The organism is Enterobacter cloacae complex sp. IR5403, from assembly GCF_049238705.1.
Taxonomy (GTDB): domain Bacteria; phylum Pseudomonadota; class Gammaproteobacteria; order Enterobacterales; family Enterobacteriaceae; genus Enterobacter; species Enterobacter hormaechei_C.
This window is the reverse complement of record NZ_JBMKHP010000001.1, coordinates 1-13,693: the sequence shown is the minus strand read 5'-3', so window position 1 is coordinate 13,693 and position 13,693 is coordinate 1. Positions and strand designations below refer to the sequence as shown.

Annotated in this window: 22 protein-coding genes, 1 tRNA gene and 1 pseudogene; 2 read left to right on the top strand and 22 right to left on the bottom strand. The window is 52.7% G+C overall.

Translation table 11 applies throughout. From position 1 onward, the window contains the following. Nucleotides 1-3 precede the first annotated feature (3 nt). From ACOTW6_RS00120 to ACOTW6_RS00055, 14 genes are all read right to left on the bottom strand, one after another. Nucleotides 4-1,308 (bottom strand): terminase large subunit domain-containing protein, encoded by a 1,305-nt coding sequence (locus ACOTW6_RS00120; RefSeq protein WP_044596244.1) that lies wholly within the window; start codon nt 1,306-1,308, stop codon nt 4-6. Then, on the bottom strand, nt 1,286-2,284 hold the full coding sequence (locus ACOTW6_RS00115; RefSeq protein ID WP_148369385.1) for a terminase small subunit: 999 nt from the start codon (nt 2,282-2,284) through the stop codon (nt 1,286-1,288). Before ACOTW6_RS00115 ends, ACOTW6_RS00120 begins: the two co-directional genes overlap by 23 nt. Before the next feature lie 5 nt (nt 2,285-2,289). Then, complete coding sequence (locus ACOTW6_RS00110; protein ID WP_032621551.1) at nt 2,290-2,661, bottom strand: hypothetical protein; 372 nt, start codon at nt 2,659-2,661, stop codon at nt 2,290-2,292. Nucleotides 2,662-2,803: 142 nt separating this feature from the next. Then, nucleotides 2,804-3,490 (bottom strand): Rha family transcriptional regulator, encoded by a 687-nt coding sequence (locus ACOTW6_RS00105; RefSeq protein ID WP_032665504.1) that lies wholly within the window; start codon nt 3,488-3,490, stop codon nt 2,804-2,806. Nucleotides 3,491-3,687: 197 nt separating this feature from the next. Beyond that, entirely contained in the window at nt 3,688-4,161 is a 474-nt protein-coding gene (locus ACOTW6_RS00100; protein WP_148369387.1) for a lysis protein, read from the bottom strand. After that, on the bottom strand, nt 4,158-4,598 hold the full coding sequence (locus ACOTW6_RS00095; RefSeq protein WP_421766212.1) for a lysozyme: 441 nt from the start codon (nt 4,596-4,598) through the stop codon (nt 4,158-4,160). Before ACOTW6_RS00095 ends, ACOTW6_RS00100 begins: the two co-directional genes overlap by 4 nt. Then, a complete protein-coding gene (locus tag ACOTW6_RS00090; protein WP_122008274.1) occupies nt 4,585-4,890 on the bottom strand; it encodes a phage holin family protein in 306 nt (101 codons plus the stop codon). Before ACOTW6_RS00090 ends, ACOTW6_RS00095 begins: the two co-directional genes overlap by 14 nt. 187 nt (nt 4,891-5,077) lie before the next feature. Beyond that, a tRNA-Arg gene (locus ACOTW6_RS00085) sits at nt 5,078-5,153 on the bottom strand. Between the two features lie 92 nt (nt 5,154-5,245). Further along, entirely contained in the window at nt 5,246-5,743 is a 498-nt protein-coding gene (locus ACOTW6_RS00080) for an antiterminator Q family protein (RefSeq protein ID WP_421766211.1), read from the bottom strand. Next, nucleotides 5,743-5,859, bottom strand: coding sequence for a hypothetical protein (locus ACOTW6_RS00075; protein WP_094166857.1), 117 nt, complete (start codon nt 5,857-5,859; stop codon nt 5,743-5,745). Before ACOTW6_RS00075 ends, ACOTW6_RS00080 begins: the two co-directional genes overlap by 1 nt. Beyond that, a complete protein-coding gene (rusA, locus tag ACOTW6_RS00070) occupies nt 5,856-6,218 on the bottom strand; it encodes a crossover junction endodeoxyribonuclease RusA (RefSeq protein WP_032680713.1) in 363 nt (120 codons plus the stop codon). The genes ACOTW6_RS00075 and rusA overlap by 4 nt, the downstream gene beginning before the upstream one ends. Then, nucleotides 6,215-6,505, bottom strand: coding sequence for a DUF1364 domain-containing protein (locus ACOTW6_RS00065; protein ID WP_015964709.1), 291 nt, complete (start codon nt 6,503-6,505; stop codon nt 6,215-6,217). Before ACOTW6_RS00065 ends, rusA begins: the two co-directional genes overlap by 4 nt. Next, nucleotides 6,498-6,668: a NinE family protein gene (locus tag ACOTW6_RS00060; RefSeq protein WP_193152047.1), complete on the bottom strand. Its 171-nt coding sequence runs from the start codon at nt 6,666-6,668 to the stop codon at nt 6,498-6,500. Before ACOTW6_RS00060 ends, ACOTW6_RS00065 begins: the two co-directional genes overlap by 8 nt. Then, on the bottom strand, nt 6,661-7,110 hold the full coding sequence (locus tag ACOTW6_RS00055; RefSeq protein ID WP_032647533.1) for a recombination protein NinB: 450 nt from the start codon (nt 7,108-7,110) through the stop codon (nt 6,661-6,663). Before ACOTW6_RS00055 ends, ACOTW6_RS00060 begins: the two co-directional genes overlap by 8 nt. Nucleotides 7,111-7,471: 361 nt before the next feature. Between ACOTW6_RS00055 and ACOTW6_RS00050 the strand changes: the two genes are divergently transcribed. Next, complete coding sequence (locus ACOTW6_RS00050) at nt 7,472-7,909, top strand: hypothetical protein (protein WP_048981893.1); 438 nt, start codon at nt 7,472-7,474, stop codon at nt 7,907-7,909. Between the two features lie 8 nt (nt 7,910-7,917). On the opposite strand, the gene ACOTW6_RS00045 is transcribed toward ACOTW6_RS00050, so the two are convergent. The 8 genes and pseudogenes from ACOTW6_RS00045 to ACOTW6_RS00010 all read right to left on the bottom strand — a co-directional run bounded on the left by ACOTW6_RS00045 (nt 7,918) and on the right by ACOTW6_RS00010 (nt 12,416). Beyond that, nucleotides 7,918-8,517 (bottom strand): DUF551 domain-containing protein, encoded by a 600-nt coding sequence (locus tag ACOTW6_RS00045; RefSeq protein ID WP_246893686.1) that lies wholly within the window; start codon nt 8,515-8,517, stop codon nt 7,918-7,920. Nucleotides 8,518-8,698: 181 nt separating this feature from the next. Then, a pseudogene (locus ACOTW6_RS00040) lies at nt 8,699-9,139 on the bottom strand (ead/Ea22-like family protein); the annotation flags it as partial. Next, nucleotides 9,136-9,645, bottom strand: a complete 510-nt coding sequence (locus ACOTW6_RS00035) for an ead/Ea22-like family protein (protein WP_421766210.1) — start codon at nt 9,643-9,645, stop codon at nt 9,136-9,138. The gene ACOTW6_RS00035 and the pseudogene ACOTW6_RS00040, both read right to left, overlap by 4 nt. Further along, nucleotides 9,642-9,938, bottom strand: coding sequence for a protein ren (locus tag ACOTW6_RS00030; RefSeq protein WP_421766209.1), 297 nt, complete (start codon nt 9,936-9,938; stop codon nt 9,642-9,644). Before ACOTW6_RS00030 ends, ACOTW6_RS00035 begins: the two co-directional genes overlap by 4 nt. Nucleotide 9,939: 1 nt before the next feature. Further along, a complete protein-coding gene (locus ACOTW6_RS00025; protein WP_421766208.1) occupies nt 9,940-10,629 on the bottom strand; it encodes a replication protein P in 690 nt (229 codons plus the stop codon). Further along, nucleotides 10,626-11,534: a replication protein gene (locus ACOTW6_RS00020; protein WP_219241102.1), complete on the bottom strand. Its 909-nt coding sequence runs from the start codon at nt 11,532-11,534 to the stop codon at nt 10,626-10,628. The genes ACOTW6_RS00025 and ACOTW6_RS00020 overlap by 4 nt, the downstream gene beginning before the upstream one ends. Before the next feature lie 85 nt (nt 11,535-11,619). Continuing rightward, on the bottom strand, nt 11,620-12,165 hold the full coding sequence (locus ACOTW6_RS00015) for a toxin YdaT family protein (RefSeq protein WP_062932851.1): 546 nt from the start codon (nt 12,163-12,165) through the stop codon (nt 11,620-11,622). Nucleotides 12,166-12,194: 29 nt separating this feature from the next. Beyond that, a complete protein-coding gene (locus ACOTW6_RS00010) occupies nt 12,195-12,416 on the bottom strand; it encodes a helix-turn-helix domain-containing protein (protein ID WP_017693164.1) in 222 nt (73 codons plus the stop codon). A 98-nt stretch (nt 12,417-12,514) separates the two neighbouring features. Here ACOTW6_RS00010 and ACOTW6_RS00005 point away from each other — a divergent pair, with 98 nt between their 5' ends. Next, nucleotides 12,515-13,147 (top strand): LexA family protein, encoded by a 633-nt coding sequence (locus ACOTW6_RS00005; protein WP_017693163.1) that lies wholly within the window; start codon nt 12,515-12,517, stop codon nt 13,145-13,147. Nucleotides 13,148-13,693 lie beyond the last annotated feature (546 nt).

Below are 13,693 nucleotides of genomic sequence, written 5' to 3'. Positions count from 1 at the left end.
GAATTACATCCGTAGTTGAGTGACTTTTCCGGTCGGCTTGATGATCGGGAATTGCTTCACGATGAAATAGCCACCAGCATCGTTGGGGTGATCGTTGTCGGCTGATTTATCCGGTTCGCCGTTTGCCGCCCATACCTGCTGCTCAAGGCTGTCGGTATAGACCGGGCAGCGAGCAACATTCACTTTGTAGCGGCGCTCGCCGTTGCCATTGCAGAACATGGCGTTCATGGAGTTGATGCGATCCTTCACTGGCGGGTTGGCTGCGTTTACCACCACGCTGAATCCGGCCTGTTTGAGCTGCGCAATATCCGTAGCGCTGGCGTTATTCGATTTGCGCGAATCACCAGAGGCATCTGGAAAGATATAAATCTGCCTGGACGACACGTAGCGTCCGCCCTCGTAGCGCCAGAACTCTTCCTGGATACGCTTTATCATGGCCGGCGTGTCATAAACTTTTATCAATTCGCGAACGGCGCGCGGCTCGCCATTCCGAAGGACGTGGACGATGGCTGCCATTTTGCCAACGTTAAAGTCCATGCCGATATACAGCGGCTCGCCTGCCTGTTCTTCATCGGTGCAGTTATTCAGGCGTCGATCGAACTGGTGATAGATAGTGCCGCTGGTCAGGTTGGTGAAGCGCCCCCTCAGATACGCCTTAATCAACTCCGGAGGATAGGAGTTCATCAGCGAAGGGATGTAATCCGCGGGCAGGTTCTTCGCGTTGTCGAACGTACTGGCCTGAATCAGCCCGTACAAAGCAGAAAGCTCAGGTTTTTCACGCACAGCCTTAACGAACTGCTGGTAGACGAATTTGAACCCTTCTGGCGTGGTCGTGACGTCAATACCGTTACGCAGCCCATCAACCTTATAACGCATACGGGCAATGATTTTTCGCCACGCCTGCTGCGCTTTGGCAGCCGCCATAACGTCCAGCTCATCCACCATCGCGTTACCGATTTTAAAGCCGACTATCGAGCCGGGCTTCTCCATCGAGCGGCAGATAGTTGTCCCGCGGTACCGTCGCCCCTCGTAGAAGTGAACCTCTTTGTTCCCCTCGTTGATTTTGACGGTCAGCCCCCAGTCAAAGGCCACCTCTTCAATCGTCGGGTAGAAGATGTCACGAATTTGCGGGTACGTTGGCGCGAAATAGCCCTGGTTAATCTTCGGGTGTTCCCACATTCCTTTGCAAATGCCGCCACAACCCACCCACGTCTTACCGGAACCGAACCCAGCAACGTAGGCTTTGAATTTGTGCTGCATTGCCAGGAACCGCGCCTGAGGGATATTAAGTGTCGGGCTGATCCCCATCTTCCGCCCTCGCGTCCACTACGTTGATATTGATTGCAACTGGCGTTGGTTCGTCATCATCACCATCACCGGCCAGCTCTTTGCGGAGTTTCTCAACCTCCAGCTGCCGGCGGTCGATTTCGATCTGCTGGAGGCGCTGCGCGAATTCGCTATCTGCCAGGCCAAGCCGCTTCATAACGGCTTCATACATGCGCTCGCGGCTGATAGCGGTTATCTCGACGCCATTCTTCCCCAGCTTCACACCGGAATAAGCCAGAGCAGCAACAGGGGAGAGTTTCCGGGTGTCGGCGAAATACGGCTGGCCAATACCATCGCCGTTGCAGCGCGGACAGCCAGGGTTAGGCTCTCGGGTGTGATCGTAGCCATAGCCGCCCCTATCATTTGGCTCTTTACCTTTTTTCGCTACAGCCTCAGCGAGCTTCTCTTCAAACTCCACGGCATCACGCCACTGATACTGGTGGCCAAAGCCCCAGCAATAGCGACAAGCTCCGCGACGATACTGTGAAAGCTGGTTTGCATCGAAAGTGGCAAGTTGCCACATCTGGGAGAGAACCTCATCAGCACTGCCAAGCGTGCGCGCAATGGAGGCTTTCTGCTGCTGCGCAATGGCCTGTGCAACTGAAGTTTTCTGAAGAAGTTGATAACCGATTTGTTCAGCGGATTTTTTGCTATAACCCGCCCTGATAGCTGCTTGTGTGGCGTTACCATCCTTTAGGTATTCTGCGACAAAACGCCTTTGCTGTGCCGTTAATCCATCATCATCCACCAGCTCTTCTGCGCTTTGTTCTTTCTGCGCAGTGCGCACTTTTTTCTGCGCAGATTTTTGCGCAGTTTGCGCAGAAGGTTTTTTGATATATCGGCGTGCGGTTGCATAATTCAGTCCCTGCGCTTCACACCAATCCTTCGGTGATACGCCGGTTACGGCATGGTCGGACAGGAACCGTTGCTGAAGCGCGCCCCAGTCCGGTTTTGCCATATTGTTTATTCCTGTTTGATGTATGGCAGGAAGTGACTGAACATGCGATCCAGCATGTAGCAGTACGTTTCGTTGGCGTCTTCCGGCTTGGTTGTCACGCCGACATCACAGCAAACGTAAAAGCATACGTGAGCGCATTCATGAACGAGCGTGGATATCTGATTATCGAATACTCCGATCAGGTAGCAACGCTCTCCGGTATCGGTGTTTTCATAGTTGCTTGCCAGTCCAGAGTTAAACGGCCTCTCATCCCCGCTGCCGCCAAGGAATTTATCAGCGTGCTGAAACTGTTCTCTGGTTGTTGCGAGGTAGACATGCGCACTTTGAAACAGCGGAATGGTGAATGCCGGAAGTCTGTGCCATTTGGCTTTTGCCATTTGTTGCTCCGTCATTATCCGTTGCAGGGGTTATTTTTGATTTATCCGCTCAGTGGGATATCCATTATCAAGCCCACCCGGAGATGAGCTTTGTAATGGAAAGCCGCTGTGAAAGTGGCTCTCAAAAACCACAGATTTGTGGTTATGCGGCCAAGCGGTGCTGCTCTTCGATAAGTGGCTGGCGGTGATTACGCTCGAACATGCCGCGCAGCACTTCTTTGCGTTGTTCGAAGTCCCACCCCATGCTGATGAATACCGTGTTGGCGCGCTGTAGCTCGGTGATGCAGTGAATTTGTTCCGGCGTCAGGTAATCGCGGATCGGCTCTTTCTTCCCGATTTCGTGATGCACACGGAACTTGGCCGCCGTCATGCCCAGCGCCAGCCGGTTAATCAGGTCAGCTTCGTTGCTGAAGTGATGCGGGGCGATTTGCTTACCCTGCGCCTCACGCTCATGCTTGATGGCGTCGGTCATGGGTTTGTATTCCAGGCGCGCGGAGTTGCGGTCCATCTTCTTTTTCGCCAGCGCACTGCGCATAGTGAAGAATTCAGCTACCAGGCGCTTTTTGAATTCACGCACAACTTCATTGTTTCGCATGTAGGTGATCAACAGCGTGGTTTGCTGTTCGTTTAGCAGTGCTATTTCCTGCTTCTGCATGCCTCCATCGGTTTGAAAGGGTCGCATTTCAAATTCCACCCTTCCGAACTCTTCGAGGTCGCTTTTGTACTTCCTGATGAGTTGAATCACTGGCTTGTGATCCTTCATGACACCACTGGCGATCACTGCCGAGTTGGTGACCAGGTCGAGCTTCTTGATTTCAACTAATTGCATGGCGTGTACCTTTCTTTGAGATGAACCTTTGCCGCATAGGAAATCAGCCCGTCGAGGCTCGCCAGCACTAACTGACTTCCTCAAAGGCTCATTTCAAAGGGTATGGTTCGACGTGGGTTGAATGCGCTGCGGTGCGCGGTGAAATTCGGGCATAAAAAAGCCCGACCGAAGTCAGGCTCTGTTATTTGGGTGACGAATCACTTAAGACACTGCTCTTTGATGTAGTCCTGCATGCCGCGAATCATTTTGTCAGCGGTTGCGATTCCGTCCCGGTGATCGAAATAATTCCGTCGAGCGTCTGGAGTAAGTTCGGGGGTTCCTGCATCATCCACGCCGGTGGCGGAGGTGGCTTTTGACACTCCAGGGCAGGTTGCGGCGATGCGCAGCCGTTTAGCGCCAGAATCGACATCCCGACGCAAATCGTTAATGGTTTTTTTCGCATCGGACAATTCCTTCGTGTATTTGGCATCCAGTGCAGCGACATCACGCTGGCGGATCTGCATGTCTTTGATGGTTTCGTTAGCCAGGCGGAGACTCTTGGTTGCTTTATCTCGCTGGTCTTTGTAGGTAATGGCGTTGTCGCGGTAGCGGTTTACGAAGAACGCCAGCACGCCGATTAACGCCACCACCAGAAGCTGCAACCAGTAACGCTTGACCAGTGCACCAATCACGACAGGAACAGAGCGCGCTCTGCCTCACGGCGACGTGTCAGGCCATTCAGCACCTTCCCACCAGCTTTATTCCAGCGCAGGAACTCATCGGATGCACCAGCGTAATCACCGGCGTTGAGTTTTCGCAGAAGGGTCGATGTCGACAGTGACCGGGCGCCGAGGTTGTACGTGAACGACACCAGGGCGTCGAATTGCCCCTGAGTCAGCCCCACTTTAACCAGGCGGGATACGTCGCTCTCGTAGCTAACCAGCCCGGTTTTCAGCAGGCGCTCCGCAGTTTCCTGCTTAATCGTCATCCCGGCGCGGATTGATTTACCGTCGACAGGCTGAGTCCAGCCGTAACCGATCGTCCAGACTCCGACGCTGTCATGGTAGGCGGTGAGTTTGCAGCCTTCGAACTGCTTGATCAGGGCAATGCCTTTATCACTGGTTTGCATTCTTCATCCCCGTCAGGCGTTCCCAGAAATAGGTCAGAGCCACGGAACCCATCGCCCCGCTAATGCCCGACGTAACCAGAATCATGTAAAGGCTCAGGCCACTTTCTACGCTAATCAGGCCACCAATAAGGCCGGTAAAGCCGGATACTGCAATTTGCGCCAGCGCGTTGATCCAGCTCCAGGTAGCTTTGTTCTGCTTAACGTCAATAAGGTATCGGACCAGGCCGCCCCAGCATGACAGAGCAAGGACAATCAGCCATGACACTCCGGCAATGCTTTCTTTATCTTGCATACGTTTAGCCATATCACCTCCGAAAGAACGGGGTGCTGTTTGTGTAGTAGGAATGGCCGTCAGACACGATAGCTACTGGGCATCTGGAATTGATTGTCTGCGGCCTGAATAAAAAACCCGGCGACAGGCCGGGAAGATGAGGGTAAGGCAATGTCGGCTCTCTGGCCGTAAATACCCTGGCTGGGTTTGGCTCGCCTGGCTGGATTCGAACCAGCGACCAACCGCTTAGAAGGCGGTTGCTCTTTCCTCTGAGCTACAGGCAAATAAAAAGCCCCGCACGATGGCGAGGCTTGGTATTCATTCATGTCACACACAACAATGGCAACATATACGAATTAGTTTGCTCATTTGTTCATTAAATTGCAAGCACGTTGTGTGATTTATTTGCAATTTTCCTCACATTTTCGCGATCGTTAAACGCATTTTGAAACGGTTGGTATAAACAGAACAATGAAGCATTGATGATTTGCTTCACCTCTCTACGGATTGTCGAGATGCTTGGGTGTTTGTACTGATTTCCGCCACGCGTCTTCATAAGGCGAGGCTTACTTACTGCATGCTGCCATAATGCAATTCGGATCTCGCTGGAGTTGCAGACATAGTAGGCGAAGATAACCCGCCAGGCATTTTCATCCACATTCTTCAGGTAGTGGCGAATGACAGCATCAATGAGCATCCCGTCATCATCACTACATACCGGTCGTGATGCTTGCTGGGGCTCGACGGTAGCCATGAATCTGGCAATCATGTTGATCATCGCTTTATCAATCTTGCCGGTCTGGCACCATGCGCCCCACAACTGGAGCCACTGGTCTACCCATTGATGCTGGTCGTTGGTTAATTCCAGTTTCATTATGCGGCTTCCTTCTGTGGCTGGTTTGTTTTGGTCTGGCTGTGCTTTGCTACTGGCGGCATGCTGGCGCGCTTAACGCTTTCTGCCTGGTACCGCAGGAAGTCTGTGTGATTCATTCGGCCTCCAGTTCGGTGATGGTCAGTTCAAGCCTGCCGCCTTTGACGATTGGCATCCTCTTCACGCTGTAGTAGTCGACCTGCTGGTCATCGAGCCAGAACCCGGATTTCGTCAGGGCGTCGAACGCGGCCTTTTGCAGATTGTCCAGGTCGCGGCGGCGGCGATCCGGCATATGGCACTCAATGCGTATTTTCACGGGTGTAGCCAGGCCGATATCCAGCATTGAGTCTTTGATGATTCTGGCGACACTGTCGCGGTACGCCTGCCCCTCTGTGCTGATGTGCGTGCGCCCGCGGTTATGCCGGTAGTAGCGGTTGTTGCTCGGCGGCCATGGGAGACTGATGCGGTATTCATTCATGCTTTTACGAGCCCCTCTTTAAGCCAGATGACCTGCGTGCGAGCCATGCCTTCCAGCGCGCACTCCTTTGCATACTCCGCATCGACCAGACGGGTGCGGCGATCAATCTCGTCGTGGCAACTGCTGCATGCGATGGTGGCGATCAGGTCAGGCGGCTTGATTCCGGTCCCGCAGAGGCCAGCAAGACGAATGTGAGCCAGTACTGAGGTTTCAGGATTGCCGTTGCATACGCCGGGGATCCGCACCTGACATTCGCGCCCGCGTGCCGCTTTGCATAAATTAGCCATGCGCCCTCCGTGCCGCGAGACGCAGCCATTTCTGATCCACCAGGCGGGCGGTGTAGTCTTTCAGGGTCGGGACGTCGGACGGCTTAACCGCTGGCTTACGCTGGCGGCGCGCCGGAACGCGGAAGATTTCGTTTGTGATGACGCGTGCGAGAGGGCTACCCACGGGAAGCCCTCCACTCTTGCGCCCAGGCAATGCGCTTACTGGATGCTTCGGAGAACTTCACGCCGCGGTCGGTTCCGAACCAGTAAATCGCCTCAATGACGTCGACCATGTAGCGTTTGCTGGATTTGGATGTGCGGACGCCGAAATATACGCGGCCGCCGTTGATGCCCGGCGCGGACTTCTGCTCCTGGTCCTGAGTCTGATTCACCAGAACTGTGATTAGGTCCTTCCATTCTTCGCGGGTCAGCTTTTCGCCGTGCCAGACTACCTGGTCAGACAGGTCTTTCAGTAGCGGCCACATAAGGCGGTTTTGCTTGTCGGTGCGTGTCTCTTCCCTGGCCTCGACTACCATCGGTGCGCGAGGGTTTACCGGCAGGGTGCGAATGTACGCGATGAGGTTCTCTTTAACGGTGTCATTGACGATGCAGTAGTGCTGCTTCATACGCCACCTCCGAGAGGTAACGCAGAATGCAGAAAATCGCAGGTGCATTTCTGCATCTGTGACAAGGTGAGGAGTTCAGATTGTGGTCGCATTTAAGTCCCCTTAAATGCGCAGAAGTCACCGGAGTTGTTCAGGCTCCGATGACATGATTATGGCTTGATGATTATTGGAAATCAACGCGGGGAGAACATCGTTTGCAAGCTTTTGTTTTTAATACACTTACCTTTCTAGCTACCTGCGTTCTTTCCGAAGGGATTACCTTAGACTCCAAACCCTAACACAAATTCAATAATTCATCTCGCCTCATGGGCAATGTCTGGATTACCATGTCAGCACTAATAACTAATTAGCCTGGTGGAATATGAGCATCGTGGTATTTACCACTATCATTACTGGTGTTTGTGTCTTTGTGACGGGTCACATTCTTGTAAAGGGCATCTTGGACCCTTACCTCTCTTTCAAAGAGCAGTTGGGGATGGTCTCAGCAATTCTTTTACGGGAGCAAAACAAGATTATTAACTTAAGCGCCAGTAATGAAGTGATTGACGAAATAAAGCACGCTTCGGCCCTACTGCTTTCAAAATCTAACGCGGTCCCCCTATATGGCGCTTTCGTTAAATTACGTTTACTTCCTCAGCATAAAAGCATAATTAAAGCATCGAGAAACCTGAATCTTATAGCGAGTACTTTGGAAGGGGCGAGCAATATCACCCCCAGAAAAGACTATGTCCTCGTTAACGACTCTCTCAATGCTATAGGTCGTGATTTGAGAATCATTGTTACCTATAAAGGACTATAACAAATACATTAAAAAGAATCCCCCTGCTGCGGTGCTGCTGGCAGTGGCATCCAGTGGGTTATATCTACGCCCAAACGCAGGTCATAGCCTTCTGCATGAACGTATAACTGTGCGTCGCCTCTGCCGCTAAAATTTGATGAACTAACAATACCGCAATCTCTCAGGCCATCATCCTTGCAGAAATAGAATATCTCTGTGCCGATGTCTGGCATACGCTCACTGCAAGCCACCCAACCATCCGGAATCACCGGAGAGTTGCCAGCCGCACCCTGAAGCATTGCGGCCTGATAGCGCTCAAGTTTGACATATTCCTGCACAGACCACCCCATTACTCTACAGTCCGATGCCTCAGCAGCATACTTTGTGAAAGTTGTCGACCTGCCGCTAGGTACGGTTACCTCGTAGAGGTCTGCTACCGGCTTAAACTGCGTGGCTGTTATGGTACCCTCACTGGCGAGGGTACCATCCGCTTCGAGCGAGGCCAGCGCCAGCTTCATCGCCGCCAGCGCCATAGCCGCATCTTCGTTTACTGCGCCTGGCGTCGCATCGCGCTCTTCTTCAAGCTCCGCGATTGTCTGCTGGAGCCATTCTTTGGTAAGTGTGCTCATGGGTTCACCTTCCTGAAACTGCGTCTGATGTCATAATCCGCATAACACCGAGATGGCTGAGTAGCATCAGCCTGGTAGACAAGCACAAAACTTTTCCCATCGTTAGAGATGTATTCGATGATGAATTTGTTTCCGGTGTGGACGCTTTCGATAATGTCACCCTGTTTCATGATCACACTCCTTTACCTGCCTCAGCACACTCACGAAGCCGGCTTACATACTCAACCAGTGAGCCGCCGGCAGGTATTTCGCACTCCTCGACCAACTGGAAATAGATATCCGCTGCGGCCCGTGTATTACTATGCTTGGCGTCGCCCATCTCGCCTTCACGAAGAGCATCGCGTTCGGCGGTAAGATTCGCTATTTGAGCATCTTTGGCTTCCAGCTCATCCAGCAGCGCCAAAATGTTGGCCGGACAAAATAAAGCGATTGCCTTTGCCGTTTTGGTATCAACCAGTTCAGAAGCGACCGGCTGATAACTCACACAACCATGCCCCTTTGCCACACTGCCTTTAACAATCACCTCAACGCCGCTAAAGCCATTGCGTGTTTGCCATTGCTCGCAGTTAAGCTTTAGCGCAGCCGATTTCAGCTTTTCCATAAGTTTGTCGATGTTGCTCATGACTGCACTCCTTTGCGAAGCTGGGCGGCGATGTCTTCGAGTACGCCATCAGCGAAAGAGCGATCGAAATCCCCCTCCGGCGCATCAGCCATAAACTCTGTGGAGGTAAGGATCATCCTCGCAATGTCAGCGGCGTTCTTCGCGGTATCATCAATAAAACCAGCATCCCATGCAGCCAGCATTCTGTTAGCAACAAAGTGCGCGCCTTCTTTGTGGGCATTCTCCCGTAAGTCATCAAAAAAAGCGTCGGTTGCTGGGGTTTCTGGTATCCCGCCATCTGTAGCGCAGATATACGCGTCTGATATTTCATGCTGCTCACCGTCAAACACGTAGCAACTCTGCGTGATGTATTTATTCAGCCCCGCATTCTCCGCAGCCAGCGACAACTTCGCTTCGCGCTCTGCATTGAGCTGCATCTGCAGATTCTCGATAGTCGCATCAGTAGCACGGAATTCGCGCTGAGACACTGCAAGTTGCTGCTCTAACTCTTCATAACTCGGTTTCATGCTCTCACCCCGTATACGCTTAAAATTCGCTTCATCGCCGCGCTGTTGCGGCACTCCTGAAATATTCCGTTGGTACAACTGCGCGCGGTACCAGCCTGCTCTTCCGGTGTCGCTAGGCGATAGGTCACCGTTCGCCAGACCTTGCTCACTCGGACAATCTTCTTGGCCCGCTCCAGATCGATAGCGTTCTTCGTGATGCAGTTGATGGTCATGCCGCACTCTGTGGCAACATCCTTCGCGGTGAAGGTCCGGTGCGTTTCGAGATAACGCAGAATTGCCTGTTTGCCTTTCATCTCACACTATCCCGTTCGACTTGTTGCGGTTGTACTTGGCCTGAAGCAGCTGGATCGGCGTCGGCCCATGCTCGGCAGCCGGTGCGGCAATCGCCCGGCGTACCGGCGGTACTGGCTTACCCTCGGTGACGCGCTTCTCCCACATGTCCAGCAGATCGCCCGCTTCGCGCGCCAGCTCACCATGAGTTAACTGGCGCTCTGTGCTGCGGTGGCGCAGTTCAACGCAGATGTGGTACATGACCGGCTGCGACCAGGGGAATTGTTCACTGGAAGTGAACTCGAACGAACGGTTACGCCAGTCCCAGTATTCGGCGATCACCTGGTCAACGTTGACGCCCAGCACCCCGCCGCTCTGTTTGCACCAGGCGACGAACTGGCCCGGCGACGGCAGGAATGGGCGTACCTGGCTGCGAGCCACTCGCATACCGGCTTCAACCTGGGCCATTGAGTGGATCCCGTTTTCCTGAAACGCCAGCAACCACTGACGGCGGAATTCGTTCAGGTCGTCCTGGGTGCGGAAGTTTGCCATGCTGGCCGGGAACGCGGCGCGCAGCTCGTTGAACAGCTTGTTGAATACCTGCGCTACCTGCTCGACCGGCGCGCGCTCCTGGTACTGCTCTGGCAGGTTATGGGCCATACGGCTCATCTGCTCGCGGTCGTGGTTACGCATCTGCTCTGCAAGAGATTTCATCGGATCACCCCATAGGCCCAGTCAGTGTTGTTGAAGTCCAGATCCGGCTTAGCGGCGCGATGCTCGCCACCAGCATTTCGCTGCATTGTCAGCTTGTCCCACTGCTTACGCAGGCTTTCCGGGCTCAGGATGTTGGTCTGCCAGAAGTGGTGCTTGCTTGCCCAGTCGTACAGCGCGCAGATGTCCTGGTGCGACCGGTTGTCTATCTGGCGCATCAGGCGAACGGTGTTAGACCAGGAGGTCATGTCCGGGGCTTTGCAGGTTGGGTTAATCTGCTTCACCCTGGCAGATATCCATTGGGCGGTTTTGAGGTCTTCAGCAGAGCCCCACTTCGCACCGGATGGCGTGTAGACCTCAGCTTCAGGATGAGCTGATAAAAATTTCTTCAGACGTACGTCAGAGGATTCGTCAGAATTCTCGGACGAAGATCTTTTAATACTGTTCTTGTTCTTGTATTGGGTGTCTACCGTTTTCGGGAAGGTTATTCCTGATTTCGGGAAGGATTTTCCCGTTTTCGGGAATTTTCTTCCCGTTTCCGGTTTGTCTAAATTCCATGCTGAAAGGTCAGTGTTTACACCGACGATTTTCATCATGCCCTGCTTCTGTGAAAAGATGATTTTGCGTTCTGCGAGAGACTTAAGCGCGTCAGATACATGCGTATCGCTCAGGCCCGTAAGCTCGGCAATAACCGTATTTGTCACGCGGTCCTGTTTCTTGTTCCAGCCGTAGGTAAGCCAGATCACCGCCTCAAAACATTGCCATTCCCGGCCTGACAGTCTCAGGCGAGGCTTAAGCTGTTGGATCTCGTTAGCGACCTTGGTATACCCGTTCGACAGGTCGGCCATACGACCTCCCGGTTGTTCGGTTTTATTTGGGAAATTGATTATTTCAGCGGTGTTTGACATACTTACTCCCGTTACTTGGCGTAACACAGTGTGATAAGGGCCTTTGAAGTTACCGCTTCAAGGGCTTTTTCTTTTCTGGTGCTTCTCACATAACCCCCAGCATCGACGTAACCATCGTCATCAGCGGCCCTACCTGCTCCGGCATGAGGCGGAACAGCGATGCTATACCCTCGCTTACTTCTTTCAGCTTCTGATGCTCTGGGGCGTCCAGCAGGACAGCCTGCTTAGCCTCGGCACACTCTTTCATCGCAGAGGCGATAAGCGACATCGTGTCGTTCTGCGGTGTCAGGCGGTTGCGATACTCCAGCGGCAGGACGGACATGATTGCCGGCGCCAGCTGGCGAATGTTGTTGGTCGCATATTCGGTGTCTCCGTCGATCCAGCGGAACACCTTCTGCATCTGGCGGTGTGAGTCAGTCGGGATATCCAGCCCGGTGCCGCCGGTTGCCCGCCACTCTTCAACAATCAGAGCGGCGACAAATTCACGGCTGCGGCAATCAGCTGCCCAGGCGCGTACGGCTGCGCGGATCCCATCGATGTTTAACGCCGAGGAATCAGGTTCCCGGCGATTCTGGTAAATCATCGCCGTTGGCGAAAATTTGTTACCTTGTTGATACGCAAGTGAATGCATTGCTTTCCCTTTCGTGGTTAGAGCCGCCGTTAAGCGGCTGTTGTTTTATTCGGCTCATCGCCAAAAAGAAGCCATTCAGGTTCACATTTGAGAGCCCGAGCCAGCTCAACCAAATAACGTGGACGCTTAGTAGTCCCGGCCTCGATGGCCTGAAGTGATTGCTGTTTCATGCCAGCCAGTTTTGCTAACTGGTCCTGAGACAGATTCATCTCTTCACGTTTTTGCTTGAGGCGTTGAGAAATTGTTTCCATATCACCTCCACAGTTTTATCTGTATTCTGTGACAGTTATTTCTGTTTGTCAATTACAGTTTTAACTGTGACTATCAAGGCATACAGAGAGAGGGATTTATGAGCCTTGCGGATCGCGTTAAACAAAAAAGAATTGAGCTGGGATTAACCCAGACAGAAGCTGCTGAGAAGGCCGGTATTCGGCAGCAGTCATGGCAGAGCATTGAAGATGGGAAAACTCTCAAGCCACGTAATATAATTGGAATAGCCAAGGCGCTTAAATGCGACGCCGATTGGCTAATGAACGGCGGCGCGTTTATGCCGATGGCAGAGATCAACAGCAGGAGAGTTCCGTTGATAAGCTACGTACAGGCAGGAGCCTTGGCTGAGAAAAACCCTATCGAGGCTTTCGATGGCAGCCTTGAATACATACTTACTGATCTGGATGTGTCCCAGCACACCTTTGCGTTGCGTATTGAAGGCGACTCAATGGAACCAGATTTTAAGGCTGGTGACGTTATTATTGTCGACCCTGAGGTAGAACCCACGCCTGGGGAATTTGTTGTTGCGAAGAACGGCGGAACACAGGCAACCTTCAAAAAATACCGCCCGACATGGGTAGACCCTCTCGGCTGCCAGCACTTTGAACTGGTCCCACTCAATGACGACTACCCTGTCATTAACAGCGATCACCAACCTTTAACCATTATCGGTGTAATGATTGAGCACCGTATTTACCGCCGCAAACGCTAAAACCCCCTCTCAAACGTCTAATCAAACCGGCTAACGCCGGTTTTTTTTCGTCCTTACAAAATAAATTACTCATAAATACAGAAACATATGTTTCGCACGCTATTAAATACAGTTTTGTCTGTTGACGATAATACAGTTTTATCTGTATCCTTAATCCATCGAAACGAAACATCGACAGCTGAGCGAAGTTAGCCAGCGGCGAAGTGGAGATTCGGTCAGTCGAACGGCGCGACAGTAAACCATGCGTCGGACGCCCGGCGGGCTCAGGGAGAGCGGCAATGGTGCGTAACTGGAATGTTTTGGGGTGTGGTGGGCAGCTGATTCGTGATGCTCACGGATCAATCCGGTCCACGAATCCACCACACCGACCAAAGCATTTCTCCCGCATCAGCGGGTAACTACAGAGCCAACCTCAAGCACCGGGCGCCGATGCTTGGTGTGAAGTGGTTTACTGAATTTGGCCACCTGAACAGAGGTGATATGCTCACCTCAGAACAACACAGGTGTCATAATGAAAAAAAGAAATTTCAGCGCAGAGTTTAAACG